Genomic DNA, 14,508 nt, shown 5'->3' on the forward strand with positions numbered 1-14,508 from the left:
CACTGTGTATACTAACCTTAATTCTCTCTTTTGTTCTTTCTGATTATTACATCAATTTAATGAGAATCAAACTTAAGATGTGTATAATTAATTGCCTTAGCCAATAGTTGAGTGTTTCTCGCGAACCATTCCTCAACTAATCATACACAGACCGTTCGTGACAATTTTGACCAATTATTGATTAAAACTAAAGAAAATATTTGATGATTTCTAACGCGGTATTTGTCGACTCAAAAAAGCATTTTCTCATTTTGGATGCTTTACGTGGTGTTGCCGCTATAATGGTAGTCATAATGCATACCTTCGAACTGTTTTGTAAGGGCGACTATCATAATTTATTTATTAATCATGGCTATTTGGCAGTTGATTTCTTTTTCATGCTTTCTGGGTATGTAATGGCCCATGCCTACGATGATCGCTGGGACAAAATGACTGTTGTCGACTTTTGTAAGAGAAGATTGATACGATTACAACCGCTTATTGTTTTAGGAATGACCTTTGGAGCTTTGCTTTTCTTTTTTCAAGAATCTTCAATCTATCCAAAAATTGAGGATACTTCAATATTAGGGTTGCTATTGGTTATGCTGATTGGATATACATTGATCCCCTTACCTCCGTCTATGGATATAAGAGGTTGGAACGAGATGCATCCGCTCAATGGACCCGGATGGTCACTTTTTTATGAATATATGGCTAACATTTTACATGTATTCATTTTGAGAAAATTGTCAAATTTAATCCTTTCGTTCCTTGTCCTGTTGGCAGCAATCGCCCTTTTCTATGTAGCAATCACAAATCAATCAGGCGATTTAATAGGTGGGTGGTCATTGGAGCCCGAACAATTAAAAATCGGGGTGACACGTCTTTTGTTTCCCTATATGGCCGGAATGCTATTGCGTAGAGCCATCAAAGTTAAAAGAGGTAGAAAAACTCTATTGCTAACTAGTATTTTATTGATTGGTGTTTTAAGTATGCCAAGAATTGGTACTTATGAAAATGTTTGGATAAATGGACTTTATGAGGCGTTGATAATTTCAATTGTTTTTCCTTTGATTATCTATTTTGGAGCTGTAGGAGAAGTAAAAAAAACATACCATAAAAAATTGTGTACATTTCTGGGTGATATTTCATATCCTCTCTATATCACTCATTTCCCTTTTGTACTAATTTATTATGCGTGGATTTCAAACAACGAAATATCGTATGAACATAGTATTTTGGTGGGAGTGCTCTTAATTTTTGGCGTAATCCTAATCGCATATGCATCTTTAATAATGTATGATTTGCCAATTAGAAAAAAGCTAGCCAAACGATTTCTTTATAGGAAAAAATAAAAGAATGTTACCAACAAAGGCTAAAATGTTCATAGCGGTGTATAGCCGCTACGCCATTTAACCAGATTGTTAGGCTACATTTTGAAAGGAGTATACAACAACAATTAAAGTAGCACGTTTGTATGATATGAAACCCTGCAAACTAATTGTATTATTCATCATAGGTTTTTTTATTTCAGCTTGTGAAAAAAATAATGACAATTCGGAAGAACCTGGTATTGGAAATTTTGTATTCGAAGACGGTTTTGAAACTCAAAACAATACTATAGATGAGCTTTTTCTATCTAATGGAGGTCGTTGGACAGGAATACAACAAGTCAATCCAGCCAATTCGACTAATGAAATATCAATATCCCAAACCATATTTTCGGAAGGAGAAAGTTCATTACATTTATTCGCTAGTCAATCTGATAACATATTATCAAAAATGGACATTGAAAAAGAAGGCTTCAATGCATCCGAAAATGACAAGATAATCATTAAAGCGGATTTTTATATAAATAGTAATGCCAATATTGAAAACTTGCTTTTAATTGATTTAGAATGTTGTTCTTGTTGGGATAATACAGCAGATATCGCTAATCAATGTCCAGGAATTAGATTGCAAATGTCAGGAGGAAATGATTTTCTATCTATTGAAAGAGGTAAAATCGCAGAAAATACAATTCAGCAAACTTCATTTCAATTTCCAAGAAATGAATGGGTAACAGTGCAATGGGAACTGAATTTAGCTGATAATGACAGTGGAGTTAACAAACTTCTAATAAATGGGACTGAAATAATAAATACTGCTGGAACAAATATGCCCAATGCTCAAAAGTTTCGTGATTTATTTGCACAAGAAGGAATAGATTTCAACTTTCAAGAGCCTGTTTCTTATGAAAGAATTCAGATTGGAGTTACCGCAAATCCAACACCTGAAAACATTGAGTTATTTGTAGATAATTTTTCATTGCGAATTGAAAAAAAAATTCCCTGACAAAGTATATAAAAAATACGTCAGTTGCTCAACAGAATTAAAAACCCTGCAGATTAATTACCTTTAATCAAGGCTAAAAAATACGTCTTCCAGAAAAAACGTACTTTTTATACACGACACCATTGGCGGTAATTAAAAATAAAAAGATGGTAACCACTAAACTATGCAATGAATTAGAAAAGGGTTTAAATAAAAGTGGGCCAACTATAATTTCGATTTGTGGAGCAGCAGATTTAGGGAAGTCGTATCTGTCTCAAAAGATGGTAGAGTGGTTTACTAAACAAGGCTTAAAGACAAGGCATTTTACTTTGGATTCTTATTTAATGGATAGGGAAGATAGAAAGAAAAAAGGCTTAAGCGGTTATAATGTTGAGGCGTATAATTTGACGGATGCCACGAATTGCTTGATGAAACTAAAGAATAAGCAATCGATAAAATATAGACCTTATGACCATAAAAGTGGTAAAAAGGCAAAGGCATTTATTGAAATCCCCGCTGTTGATATTCTGATTTTTGATGGTTTACACTCCATGTATTCCAAATTTACCCCCTATATTGATACATCTGTGTTCATTTATACTGGAGATGAATACCTCAAAAGAATCCGAAAAGAATCCGATTTGATAAAACGAAATTACACAGTGGAGTATTCGGATGAAATATCCCAAAGCGAATTTAATTTGTATAAAACATGCATTGAGCCCTATAAAAATAAGAGCAATTATCTATTATTTTTGGAAAGTAAATGGAATTATATCCTGACGAAAACAAAATAATAGAAGTGGAAAGCGGCAACGGAATTCATATACCCCCAAAGTAAAACACCGAATAAGAAATGATCAATCTGAAAATTTGGAATTTATCGTTATTTCGGAACCAACAACTCGTGGAGATAGAGTTGACCAATTGGAGGAATAAAAATGCCACGCAACAATGCATAACCGCAGTTGTGGTGGATTGGACTATGCTTCGGCGAACTCAGCAGGGGCTGAAATCCACTCGGAATTGCTAAGGCCTATGTCAAACCAAAAAGTCTACGTATATTAACCCCTAACCGACGTTTTTACAAAACCCTTGTGCCCCATTTGAATGAACCAGAAAACGAGCGACATACTTTTCTACCTTGGAATTACACTTTTGCTCATTGGAGCATTCGGATTAACATTCGCTGCTTTTTTTGCAATCATAGGTTTGCCCGTTGCCATAGGGGGTGTAATCTTAATTCTATTCTCCAAGAGAAAACTGAAAACTAAAGTTTTATGGATTTTGGGAAGTATCGTGGGGATCATTGCATTTTGGCAGATTTGGATCAAAATTAATACGGTAGCACCTGAAACCTATCTTATTCCTAAGGATTTTAACGGAAAGATTAAAATAATTTATGGATTGGAATGTGGAACTAAACCAAAAATAGAAAATGGCAGAAGAGTTTTAGTAATTCCCAATGACGGTATTTTATTTGTGGACTATGAATTCAAAAGCGGAATAATTGACCACGAATACTATTTGATCGACAAGAATGGAAAGAGAATTAAACTAGAGCCATATGAGAACTATGAAGATGGTACTAAAAATATTCCTGGAATTAGATTTAGAGCTTCGGGTAATTTTCCAGGGGAAATGCCAAATGGTGGATTCTCATCGGAATCCCCTTTGACGGTCCATTATTCTGAACTTCAAGTAATTGGTGATTCAACAGTTCAATATGATGTTAAAAAAGATCAGAATTTTGACGCTATTGTTCGAGCAAGAATTGAAAAATGTAAATAAAACATACGCCGCAATAGCTGTAATTCAGTGCTAACCTCCTTCTTAAAAGAATATTTGCTATTTTTAAAAAATAACAAAACCAAAAGGAATGATTTCGTCATGTGATTTGGATAGCTGGCCAATCGCAGCTGCCAATGCGAAAAGGCTATTAACACAACCAAAGACGCGCCGAAATCCCACCCGAGACCGCTGTGATGCATTTAATCAGACTAATCGTAGTTATACACCAATCTTTATACAATTAATCAAGCAAATATGAAGGAAAACGCGAACTTCCAACAATTTGAAAATCTAGACGAAGAACAATTACCCGTTGCTAAACACAAATTACACGATTGGACTCATTTTGCCGGTCTATACGCTGCCGAACATGTCGCGGCTACAGAGTTCGTAATTGGGGCCACCTTTGTAGCGCTTGGCGCCAAGACGATGGATATCATCCTTGGTCTTTTGATTGGGAATATTCTAGCGGTACTAAGCTGGAGGTTCATTACTTCCCCAATTGCCGTTGATACCCGCCTGAGCCTCTATACCTATCTGAATAAAATTGCTGGCGACTCGATGACTAAGCTATACAATTGGGCCAATGTGATTATCTTTTCTGTGATTTCGGCCGCGATGATCACAGTCTCAGCAACCGCGGTTCGTTTTGCTTTTAATATTCCCGCCCAACTCAATTGGTACCCAACCAATGTATGGTTTATATTGATTGTTTTGGCTGTGGGCATCTTTGTAGTGTCTATCGCAATCTATGGCTTTAATGCTGTTTCTGAATTTTCAGGCATTTGCGCCCCCTGGCTCTTTGTAATGTTTACGAGTGGTGCTATGGTGTTACTCCCTGCCTTATCTTTAGATGTATTGGATAAAACGTTACCAGTAGGATGGGCTGATTTTATGACCCTTGGCGACCAGAGTATCTGGACAGGCATTAATAGTGATGGCGAACCTGGAATAGGATTGGTCGAAGTCATCGGTTTTGGTTGGGCAGCCAATACCATTACTCATTTCGGGTTGATTGATATGGCTCTTCTACGTTTTGCTAAAAAGAAGAACTACGGATATGCCACCAGCACAGGTATGATGTTCGGTCATTATGTGGCCTGGATAGCTGCAGGAATCATGGGTGCTGGTGCTGCGGTCATACTAGGAAAATCTATCGTTGAACTCGACCCAGGTGACGTAGCCTATTATGCTCTAGGTTGGTCAGGTTTTGTGATTGTTATTGTTGCCGGGTGGACGACCGCAATTACGAATTTGTACAGAGCAGGTTTAGCTGCACAAGCTATTTTTTTCAACCATTCCCGTAAGAAAACGACGATTGTGGTTGGTCTGGTAACCGTGGCCATCGCCTGTTTCCCTTTTGTATTTTCACAAATACTACCGTTACTGACCTATGCGGGGTTGCTGGTCGTTCCTGTAGGAGCGATTGTGTTTGCCGAACATCAGATTTTCCCTAGAATTGGCTTTACACGCTATTGGTCCTCGTACCGCAAACTAACCTTTAGTATGCCTGCCGTTGCCTCCTGGGCCTTAGGCTTGGTATTCGGCTTTGGCTTGAATGCTTTGGATGTGATCTCCTTTTATTATCTATTTATCCCGACATGGTTTTTTACCATAGCGATGTATACGCTACTTGCATCTAAATATGGAGCGAAGCAGGACTATATAGAGGAAGTAAAAGAAGAAGAAGTTCGGATGGAAACGATTGAACGTTTTCAAAAGCAGCAAGCAAAAGAAGAGCCTGTTCTTTCTAAGGATGCTTCTTTATTCTCTAGGATATTAAAATTTATTGCCATTTCCGCCTTGGTGGCCACTTTAGTGTTGGCCTGTAATGTGATGTTCGGTAGCGCCACAGAATCAAATTATATCGAAAATCGAGAACTCTTTTATACGTATGCATTTATCAGTACCATCATTTATTTTGTACTAACCTATTGGGCGCTCAAACGTGGAAAATCAAAAATGGTAGCACATCAATGAAAACACCAAAACAACTTCAACAACAAAATTTAGAAGAATTGGCAAGCCATATGCCTGTGCCCATATATAATCGCATGGACAATAAAATTGGAATTGTACATATCGGAGTTGGCGGATTCCACCGTGCACATCAAGCTAATTATTTGCATCAACTTCGACAACTGGGGGAAGCTTCAGACTGGGGAATCTGCGGAATCGGTTTACGCGAAGCAGATACTAAGCTAAGTAATATTTTAAAAAAGCAAGACCATCTTTATACACTTATAGTTAAGCATCCAGATGGAAAAATTGAACCCCATGTAATTGGATCGATAGTTAACTTTGAAATGGGAACCACCAACCCAGAACGAGTTATTGCCCGCATTGCAAATGCTGATACAAAAATAGTATCGCTGACCATTACAGAAGGAGGTTATAATTTCAACCCAACCACAGGAGAATTTAATTTTGACAACCCAGACATTCAACACGAACTACAAAGCCCTGATGATCCCAAAACAGTGTATGGTTTTCTAACTGCAGCCCTAAAAAGACGCCGTGATGCAGAGTTGCCTGCTTTTACCATTTTGTCTTGTGATAATATCGAACATAACGGAGATATGGCGCGTAGGATGCTTCTAGCTTTTGCCAAAGAGCAAGATAAAGACTTAGCAAAATGGATTGCACAAGAAGTCTGCTTTCCCAACAGCATGGTTGACCGTATTACGCCAGTAACAGCCAAAGCAGATATTGACACTCTGGCTCAAAGCTTTGGTGTAGCTGATGCATGGCCGGTGACCTGTGAACCTTTTATACAGTGGGTGGTAGAAGATAAATTCTCAAACGGACGACCATCCTTTGAAAAAGTAGGTGTACAATTTGTCCATGATGTAGGGCCGTATGAGAAAATGAAACTACGACTACTAAATGCGGGACATTCAGTCTTGGGAATTTTAGGAGCAATACACGGGCACCCAACTATTAATGCTTGTGTTGAAGATGAAGTCTTTGCAAACTATTTACGTGCATTCTTAGACGAAGAAGCTACACCTGTATTAGGAGACATTGAAGGCATTAATTTGAAGGAGTATAAAGATAGTCTTTTAGAGCGTTTTGCCAATCCTAATATCAAAGACAGTGTCAGCCGTATTTGTTCAGAAAGCTCGGCCAAACTGCCTAAATTTTTAATCCCAACCATACATGAAAATTTAGCAATAGGAGGAAGCATCAAATTCGGCACCTTGGTCTTAGCAGCATGGTGCTACTACAGTGATAAAGAAGCAAATCAGAATGGGCAACCTTTGAATATTTTAGATGTCATGCATGGAGAGTTGCACCAAGTTGCATCAGAAACGAAAAATGCCCCATTAACCTTCATTGAGCAAGAGAATCTGTTTGGAGGTCTTGCAAAAAACGATAGTTTTACTGGAACTTATATTTCAATGTTGCAGAAGTTGTATACGGGTATTAAGATCAAAGAATTGATGCAAAGTATGATTTAGAGCATTTAGTCAGAATTACATAACTATTAATCGACTGAAAAGGCGCATCACAACAATGTATGTAATCCAGTGCCAAAGTCGTTTAAAGACTGTTCACTAAATTCTAATAAATTTCCATCTTTGCTATCTTAAGGATAAATGGCAACCTGTCATATTCAAAACCGTTGTAAAACACATTGACCAATTATAGATGACAATAGAAATCAAACAAAGAAAGCTTAGTTTTTTTCAAGATAAATACGAGATCAAAGTCAATGATGAACCGAAATATGAAGCAAAATCTAAATTGCTGACATTTTATCCTAAAATTGTAATTTGTAATCTTGAAAATAGAGAGTTGCTATCTGTAGATAAAAAATCTGAAAATATCGTTGGACTTAACTTTAGGTTGAGGTTTGGTCCAAATTCATCCGTTGACATTCACACGGATTCCTTGATTGCATTTTCAATTAAAAATTCCAAAGGGACCATTCACTTTTACGAGCAAAAGAACAATCTGATTGGAATTTTTCTTAACGAGAATCAAATTGGACTGATTGATAAAAATCAAAAAGTTTCATTTGGAGCAGATGAGTATTCCATACAAATAGAGAAGGGAATTATTGACGAAATTCTAGTCATCGCCTTTGTATTGGCTTATGATTGTCAATATAACAATGACAAAGGTGCCTTTGTGAATTATGATTGGGGAAATGTTGTGATAAAACCAGTAAAAGAAATTGACCCAAATTGGACGGTAACCAAATAAAAAACCTTTTACAACAAGCTGTATAGCACATTACAACTGAATTCCTTAAACGGAATTTCTTGCAATTTGCTATCTTTCGGTTAATCTTAGCTGATTTTCCAAAAGGCACTATACGCAAGCTAAAAAACCCTAGAGTATTAGATGAAAATTCCCAATGTATAAAATTATAAGTTTCTTTAACCATAAAACAGACAACACCCTAATATCATGGAGGCAAAAAGGAGTGGTTTTAGTAATTGTTTCTTTTCTTACCAACCATTTAATAGAAGCTGATAACTTCCCTTTGAGTGATTCGTATAGTTTTCCTTGGTCTCCTATTATCACATCTATTTTAATTGGAGGTTGTATAGTACTTATTGCTGATTTAAACTTTGGATATTTCAAACAAAAAATATTTGCAAAAGTAATAACTTCAAGAACCCTACTCTTTTTTCTTTTGTCCACTTTAGGTTATGTCACCCTATTGTATATTCCTTGTTTCTACATGGCAGTTTGGTTCCAAGAAGGTAGTTATGACATTTATTATTTAATTGTTGGGCTTTCTGTAACGCTATTGCTAAGCTGTATTTTAATTTTTATGCTATACGCAAAGGCCATTTATGATTTGCACAAAATAGAGGTTCTTAAGGGAAAACTGATAATCCAAAAAGGCAAGAAAAAAACACTGTTGAAGTATTCTGATATCGCATATTTCTACAGTGAGAATAAAGTGGTTTATGTTATACAATCAAACGGGCAAGTTGTTTCAACCGATTTTACCTTAAATGAAATTGAAAATAAAATTAATAGTCAACTGTTTCATAGAGCCAATAGACAAACATGTATTCATGCGACTTCTATCAAAGAGATAAAAGCCATAGAAAATGGAAAGTTATCAATTACATTAGAACCCATTGTTTTTGATAAGCAAGAAATGAAAATTGTTGTAAGTAGATATAAAAGGAAAGAATTCATGCAATGGTTTGAGAGTAAACAGCTGTATGAAACGACTATTCAGACATAATTTAATAACCATTCAGTAATAGTTCAATAATTCTCCCGCTTTAATGACCGCATTCGTTGTTTCTTCGTTTTAAATATTAAATCGACATACAATGAACAACAACTTTTTAAAAACCAAATTCACCCCAATTTTAGCAGTAATCATAGCTTTCATTTTTTTTAGAGTGCCTCTAGGGTTAGATTATTTTGAAACTATTTTAGCAACCTTGGTAATACTTATAGCTAGTTTCATAGAGTTTGGAAAAGAACTCTTTATATCATTGGGTTTTCAGCGAAATAAGCTAAAAATCAGGAACCTATTGATTATCGCTCCTTTAGTTTCAGGGGGATTATTTCTGCTATATTATTTCATTCTTATTCCAGGGGTTGGTCATTTTACAGGACAGCCAATAGATTTTTCCGATTTTGATTCGCTAAAAGGTAATTTTAGCGCTGCTTTGAGTATGTTTCTCCTTATTTGGGTATCTGCGGGTTTTTGCGAGGAAATCATATCAAGAGGCTATTTCATGCAACAATTCACGAAGTTTTTTGGAAATAGTAAATTAAGTATCGTGTTAAATATCCTTATACTTAGCTTTATTTTTGGTTGGCTACATAACTATCAGGGAATAACAGGCCAAATTATTACAGGGATTCTATGGGTGTTACTATCGAGTATTTTTTATTTCCGCAAATATGATTTATGGTTTAATATCGCTGTTCACGGTTTTTTTGACACAATCGCCTTGATCGTTTTATACCATGGAGGATTATAATCTTGAGGGTTGAGTAAAAAAACCTGGGCACAAGAATCTATAAAGCTCATTGTGAAGGAATTCCGTTTACAAAAGTCATTGCAATTTGCTATATTTCGGTTAGGGTGGAAAAGTCCATAGGACCTTTCCCGCAAACAAGCCATGCACGGGACCATTGACAAACATTAAATAAAGAACCATGAGAAATAGTATTTTACTAGGTCTGGCTATTCTTTTAATAGGGTGTAAAGAGCAATCAAAAAAAACAGAAGTTATATCTGAAGATAACAAAGAATCGGTTAAAAAGAAACGACCCGTTACACTGGAAAATGAGAAGTTTTTTGAACTTTTCGGTAAAGAAATAATACGGTTTGCCAGCAATGGTCATAATTCATTGTGAATTTGCGCAACACCGAAATCTTGGCCGAGACCGTTATGCTTACTAATAAAAGAATGGGGCGGCACTAATTTCTTAAAAAATAAAATATGGCAACAATCAATACCTATTTAAGCTTTAAAGGGAATACGGAAGAGGCATTTAATTTTTACAAATCCGTATTTGGCGTTGAATTTCTTGGAGGAATAAGGCGCTTTGGGGATATGCCCGATAATGATTTAATGTCGGAAGAGGACAAGCAAAAAGTAATGCATGTTGGTTTGCCCATAGGGCCTGGGAATTTCCTTATGGGGACGGATGCCCTTGAATCTTTGGGACAATCCCTAACATTTGGAAATAATTATTATATTTCTATTAGTCCAGAGAGTAAAGAGGAAGCTATTCAACTATTTAACGGACTTTCCTCGGGAGGAAGAATAACAGCGCCACTGGAAGATACATTTTGGGGCGCATACTTTGGGGCCTTTACCGATAAATTTGGAGTACAATGGATGGTAAATTATCTGAGGCAATAAGTTGAAAAACGAAGTGCAAAGCGCTACTTCCAGGCTGGAGGTTTAGGCCGTTCAGCTACTCAAGTGCCGTAATCATAGCCGATACCGTTGGCCATAATGTAAAAAACAGAAGAAATGAAGAACATATTGTTTCTTGGTGTACTATGTATTAGCTGTAACATCTTCTCACAAGAATTGATGAGTGAATTTAAGTTTTCCCAATACTTACGAGAAGAAGTATCCAAATCCAACAAAAAATTAAAAATTCTGGTTTTTGATGAATTGGTGCTGGGAAGTAAGTTTAATAATGCCTCATTTCTCCACAATCTAAAGGATGACTATCCAAAATATAGGTCAAAACCGGAGCATTTAAAACCAATAGTCGAGGAATTAATTTCACGTATTGACTCCATTTATGCCCCAGATCCAAAGTATAAGATTGACTCCACAAGAATTGTCCCCTTGCTGAAGCCAAAAGAATTCATCAATACCATTGTGACTAATGATGGTGATGAGGTAGTTTATGAAGAATTTAATAAGGAGCTAATCATAGTATATGTTGAGGACCAAAACGAAGGATATCTTGGCTATAGATTTTTCTCAAATACAGAATTAAAACGAATTGCTTACGATAAAGAAAAGCTTCGTGATATTTCCTTGGAAAACCTTAAAGTAATGCTATCCGATTTTTCAGAATATATATTGGAACAGCCTAACTACCGTATGTATCGCACTGTAGGAGCGGAAGGTGGAGGTAAATATTTGTCCAGCGTATTATTGCTCCCGGATTTTCTTAGTCAGGAAAAAAAGAGATTGAAGCAAAACTTTGTTGTAGGTATTCCCAAAGAAAACCAGATAATAATTGTGAGTAAAAAAAATAGAGCAGGAATACGGGAAATTAGAAATATTGCCCGAATGGATTATTACTTAAAGAAAGACCAATTATTGACCAATAAACTCTACCTGTGGAATGGGAGTGAATTTAAGAAATTTTAAAAATAGCAACGGCCAACAATAGCGATAATTCATTGCCGTTTTTTGGCTAAATTTAGACCTAATAACTATTGCGACGACTCAATTTCATGAGGACTTTTCCGCGGGAAAAGCCTGTGCCGAAATTGTAGCTGAGACCCTTAACAAACATTTTAATAGCAATGAATAAACTTTTATGGGCTTTCTTGATCGTAGGGACATTTTTTAGTTGTAAAAAGCATACCATATCCTATTTTGATCAAGAACCTCCTTCTACAACCCCTGAATTATTTGCTCCATCAAGAGTGAATACGGACAAGGTTGAACTTAATGTAGTTTTTAATTCTGATAATACAGAAATGTTCTTTTCAAGAATTGTAGACAACAGCTTTGTCATTCACCATGCCGAATGGGGCAATGGCAAGTGGTCCGACATTAAGCCCATTAAAATGTACAATGATAGTGTTTTGGTTTCAGTAGCTTGTGATCCCACAATTACCAAAGATGGAAAGACCATGTATTTTCTTGGTGTAGATCCTAAGCTTTATAAAAATGATGTTAGCCGGGAAGAACTTTACACGATACCTCCGGACATCTATAAGAGTAAAAAAGTGAACGGTACATGGGAATTGGCCACTAAAGTAGATTTTTCAATTTCCACGGAATATGTAGAAACCTATCCTGTGGTTACGGCAGATGGGAGTTTATATTTTCGTTCAAATAGGCCAAGTGATCAAGGAGGGATGAACACCTATCGTGCACAATATTTGGGAAATGAAAAATTTGAGACGCCGGTTATCGTAAATGTTAAGACTGAAAAAAAAGAACTAATCACCTATGTTTCGCCTGATGAACAGTATGCGATAACAAATGGACAAGGGAAATTTCAAATAAGCTTTAATGAGAATGGTGAATGGACAAAACCCAAAGAAGTACCGCTAAACTATGAAAGCAATTGGTACTATTACTGCCCGTATATGTCTCCTGATGGGAAATATTTTATCTTCTCCAGAAGATTTAATACGCCAGGGAAAAGAGGATGGGCAAGTGTTGAAAAAGGAGAAGTGTATTGGGCAAACGCCAACATACTTTTTAAGGCAAAATAAAATAAAACATTTGCCGGCATTGTATACGTATAGCGGTTCAAGTAGTAAAAAGAGCGTATGAACACAAAACAAAGCGCAGTATAATACCGAAAGCTTTGTAAAATATTTAAAACAAACGTATGAACAGAATTTTAGGGCTATTGATTTGTACATTTTTAATTACCTCCTGCGGAAATAAACGTGAAGGGGAACAAAAAACAGGACTACTCTCACACTTCATGAGCATAACTGACAATGAAGATGCCGGAGTTAAAGAAATTCTAGACTTTTATGGTGGACGATGTAAGTATGCAATTGGAGCTTCGGCATCAACGAAAGAGGGGAAGAAAAAGTATTTTGAACTTGAAATGAGTCAAAGTAAGGCTATTGAAGAAAGGTTGGACAAACCTGAATTGCCTTCCTCAAATATTGCATACATATTCTATAAAAGCCTAAAAGAAGAAAAAAATAATTACGATGCCATTCATGTCGTTTTAATATCCAAAAACAATTCTAAGCAAGAGTTTAAATATCCGATTTCAACATTGGAACAAGTTGAGCATAGAATGTCTTTAAATGACAAAACAGTGACTTTGCTTAAAGAGAAGAAATTTGAGGAACTTCATAACATATTGAACAACGAATTAGTGCCTTTTGATAAAGAAGAACTTGTACCTCGTTTAATTGAACTTGAACCGCAATTTGGAGATATTAAGGAATACCGCTTTTTTGGATTTATGATTGTTCCATATAAAGGGAAAGACATGCTTCATCTTTCTGGAGCTTTGTTAAGAGAAAAACAGAATCATGAGTTCAGTATTGATGTTGATTTTAATTCGGACAAAAATGAACTATATCAAATTCAATACAAACGGTAAGTAGAATAAAAAATGTTTTATCCCAATACCTATCAATGCTAACTCTCTTGCTAAAGGGATATTTACTACTTTTAAAAAACAACGCCACAACTACGAATAGGGGTGTGCCTAATACCGGTTGAAGTGATAAAGCCAATGTTAACATATAGCACAAAGATTGACACAATATCAAGAGGTTTGGTAGTGCAAATCCCCCAGCAAAACCCTTATCTTTAACTTGAATACAACGACCATGAACCTTGAAGAATTTGTAAAGGCCTATGAAAATGCTTTAGCCACGCAAAACTGGAAGAATGTTGAACCTCTAGTTTCTGAATCCGTAAGTGTCACATTTTCTAATGGAAGGGTGCATTTTGGAAAAAGCAAAGTGCGAACTGCATTTGAAAACAATTTTAGTAAAATCAAAAATGAAAAATATAGCATTGAAAATGTAAGATGGTTAAATAGCGATGAAAATTTTGCTGTTTATTTGTTTGATTTTCATTGGACAGGAATTATAAATGGCAAAACTGTTTCTGGAAATGGCATTGGGACTGCTGTTTTAACAAAAGAGGATGGCCATTGGAAATTATTGACCGAACATTTAGGAAAGAAATCCTATTAGAGCTTGAATAAAAATGCAAATACTGTTGATATAGCGGAAATAGCGGTTTC

The 14,508-nt window shown here is 36.0% G+C and carries 15 protein-coding genes; all 15 read left to right on the top strand.

The features are described 5' to 3' along the window. The first annotated feature begins 203 nt into the window (after positions 1–203). Positions 204–1,334: an acyltransferase family protein gene (locus ACEXOE_RS23070; RefSeq protein ID WP_394751241.1), complete on the top strand. Its 1,131-nt coding sequence runs from the start codon at positions 204–206 to the stop codon at positions 1,332–1,334. A gap of 127 nt (positions 1,335–1,461) precedes the next feature. Further along, positions 1,462–2,313: a heparin lyase I family protein gene (locus ACEXOE_RS23075; protein ID WP_394751330.1), complete on the top strand. Its 852-nt coding sequence runs from the start codon at positions 1,462–1,464 to the stop codon at positions 2,311–2,313. A gap of 146 nt (positions 2,314–2,459) precedes the next feature. Next, entirely contained in the window at positions 2,460–3,089 is a 630-nt protein-coding gene (locus ACEXOE_RS23080; RefSeq protein ID WP_394751242.1) for a uridine kinase family protein, read from the top strand. Positions 3,090–3,402: 313 nt separating this feature from the next. Next, positions 3,403–4,083, top strand: coding sequence for a DUF6843 domain-containing protein (locus tag ACEXOE_RS23085; RefSeq protein WP_394751243.1), 681 nt, complete (start codon positions 3,403–3,405; stop codon positions 4,081–4,083). Positions 4,084–4,338: 255 nt separating this feature from the next. Beyond that, entirely contained in the window at positions 4,339–6,063 is a 1,725-nt protein-coding gene (locus tag ACEXOE_RS23090) for a purine-cytosine permease family protein (RefSeq protein WP_394751244.1), read from the top strand. After that, positions 6,060–7,544 (top strand): mannitol dehydrogenase family protein, encoded by a 1,485-nt coding sequence (locus ACEXOE_RS23095; protein WP_394751245.1) that lies wholly within the window; start codon positions 6,060–6,062, stop codon positions 7,542–7,544. The genes ACEXOE_RS23090 and ACEXOE_RS23095 overlap by 4 nt, the downstream gene beginning before the upstream one ends. 190 nt (positions 7,545–7,734) lie before the next feature. Beyond that, a complete protein-coding gene (locus ACEXOE_RS23100) occupies positions 7,735–8,292 on the top strand; it encodes a hypothetical protein (protein ID WP_394751246.1) in 558 nt (185 codons plus the stop codon). Between the two features lie 154 nt (positions 8,293–8,446). Further along, the gene (locus tag ACEXOE_RS23105) at positions 8,447–9,295 is read left to right on the top strand and encodes a LytR/AlgR family response regulator transcription factor (protein ID WP_394751247.1); all 849 of its coding nucleotides are present in this window, start codon (positions 8,447–8,449) and stop codon (positions 9,293–9,295) included. Positions 9,296–9,386: 91 nt separating this feature from the next. Beyond that, entirely contained in the window at positions 9,387–10,049 is a 663-nt protein-coding gene (locus ACEXOE_RS23110; protein WP_394751248.1) for a CPBP family glutamic-type intramembrane protease, read from the top strand. Between the two features lie 178 nt (positions 10,050–10,227). Next, the gene (locus ACEXOE_RS23115) at positions 10,228–10,428 is read left to right on the top strand and encodes a hypothetical protein (protein ID WP_394751250.1); all 201 of its coding nucleotides are present in this window, start codon (positions 10,228–10,230) and stop codon (positions 10,426–10,428) included. 86 nt (positions 10,429–10,514) lie between these two features. Next, the gene (locus tag ACEXOE_RS23120; RefSeq protein WP_394751251.1) at positions 10,515–10,940 is read left to right on the top strand and encodes a VOC family protein; all 426 of its coding nucleotides are present in this window, start codon (positions 10,515–10,517) and stop codon (positions 10,938–10,940) included. Positions 10,941–11,054: 114 nt separating this feature from the next. After that, on the top strand, positions 11,055–11,915 hold the full coding sequence (locus tag ACEXOE_RS23125; protein ID WP_394751252.1) for a DUF1444 family protein: 861 nt from the start codon (positions 11,055–11,057) through the stop codon (positions 11,913–11,915). A gap of 158 nt (positions 11,916–12,073) precedes the next feature. Further along, positions 12,074–12,997, top strand: coding sequence for a TolB-like translocation protein (locus tag ACEXOE_RS23130; RefSeq protein ID WP_394751253.1), 924 nt, complete (start codon positions 12,074–12,076; stop codon positions 12,995–12,997). Positions 12,998–13,116: 119 nt separating this feature from the next. Next, complete coding sequence (locus ACEXOE_RS23135; protein ID WP_394751254.1) at positions 13,117–13,854, top strand: hypothetical protein; 738 nt, start codon at positions 13,117–13,119, stop codon at positions 13,852–13,854. A gap of 232 nt (positions 13,855–14,086) precedes the next feature. Continuing rightward, entirely contained in the window at positions 14,087–14,458 is a 372-nt protein-coding gene (locus tag ACEXOE_RS23140) for a nuclear transport factor 2 family protein (RefSeq protein WP_394751255.1), read from the top strand. Positions 14,459–14,508 lie beyond the last annotated feature (50 nt).

The sequence above is a fragment of the Spongiimicrobium salis genome (assembly GCF_043678055.1).
In the GTDB taxonomy this organism is placed as follows: domain Bacteria; phylum Bacteroidota; class Bacteroidia; order Flavobacteriales; family Flavobacteriaceae; genus Spongiimicrobium; species Spongiimicrobium salis.

Coding starts and splice junctions, on each gene's coding strand:
- ACEXOE_RS23070 (WP_394751241.1), top strand. CDS start 204: ATGATTTCTAACGCGGTATTTGTCGACTCAAAAAAGCATTTTCTCATT.
- ACEXOE_RS23075 (WP_394751330.1), top strand. CDS start 1,462: ATGAAACCCTGCAAACTAATTGTATTATTCATCATAGGTTTTTTTATT.
- ACEXOE_RS23080 (WP_394751242.1), top strand. CDS start 2,460: ATGGTAACCACTAAACTATGCAATGAATTAGAAAAGGGTTTAAATAAA.
- ACEXOE_RS23085 (WP_394751243.1), top strand. CDS start 3,403: ATGAACCAGAAAACGAGCGACATACTTTTCTACCTTGGAATTACACTT.
- ACEXOE_RS23090 (WP_394751244.1), top strand. CDS start 4,339: ATGAAGGAAAACGCGAACTTCCAACAATTTGAAAATCTAGACGAAGAA.
- ACEXOE_RS23095 (WP_394751245.1), top strand. CDS start 6,060: ATGAAAACACCAAAACAACTTCAACAACAAAATTTAGAAGAATTGGCA.
- ACEXOE_RS23100 (WP_394751246.1), top strand. CDS start 7,735: ATGACAATAGAAATCAAACAAAGAAAGCTTAGTTTTTTTCAAGATAAA.
- ACEXOE_RS23105 (WP_394751247.1), top strand. CDS start 8,447: ATGTATAAAATTATAAGTTTCTTTAACCATAAAACAGACAACACCCTA.
- ACEXOE_RS23110 (WP_394751248.1), top strand. CDS start 9,387: ATGAACAACAACTTTTTAAAAACCAAATTCACCCCAATTTTAGCAGTA.
- ACEXOE_RS23115 (WP_394751250.1), top strand. CDS start 10,228: ATGAGAAATAGTATTTTACTAGGTCTGGCTATTCTTTTAATAGGGTGT.
- ACEXOE_RS23120 (WP_394751251.1), top strand. CDS start 10,515: ATGGCAACAATCAATACCTATTTAAGCTTTAAAGGGAATACGGAAGAG.
- ACEXOE_RS23125 (WP_394751252.1), top strand. CDS start 11,055: ATGAAGAACATATTGTTTCTTGGTGTACTATGTATTAGCTGTAACATC.
- ACEXOE_RS23130 (WP_394751253.1), top strand. CDS start 12,074: ATGAATAAACTTTTATGGGCTTTCTTGATCGTAGGGACATTTTTTAGT.
- ACEXOE_RS23135 (WP_394751254.1), top strand. CDS start 13,117: ATGAACAGAATTTTAGGGCTATTGATTTGTACATTTTTAATTACCTCC.
- ACEXOE_RS23140 (WP_394751255.1), top strand. CDS start 14,087: ATGAACCTTGAAGAATTTGTAAAGGCCTATGAAAATGCTTTAGCCACG.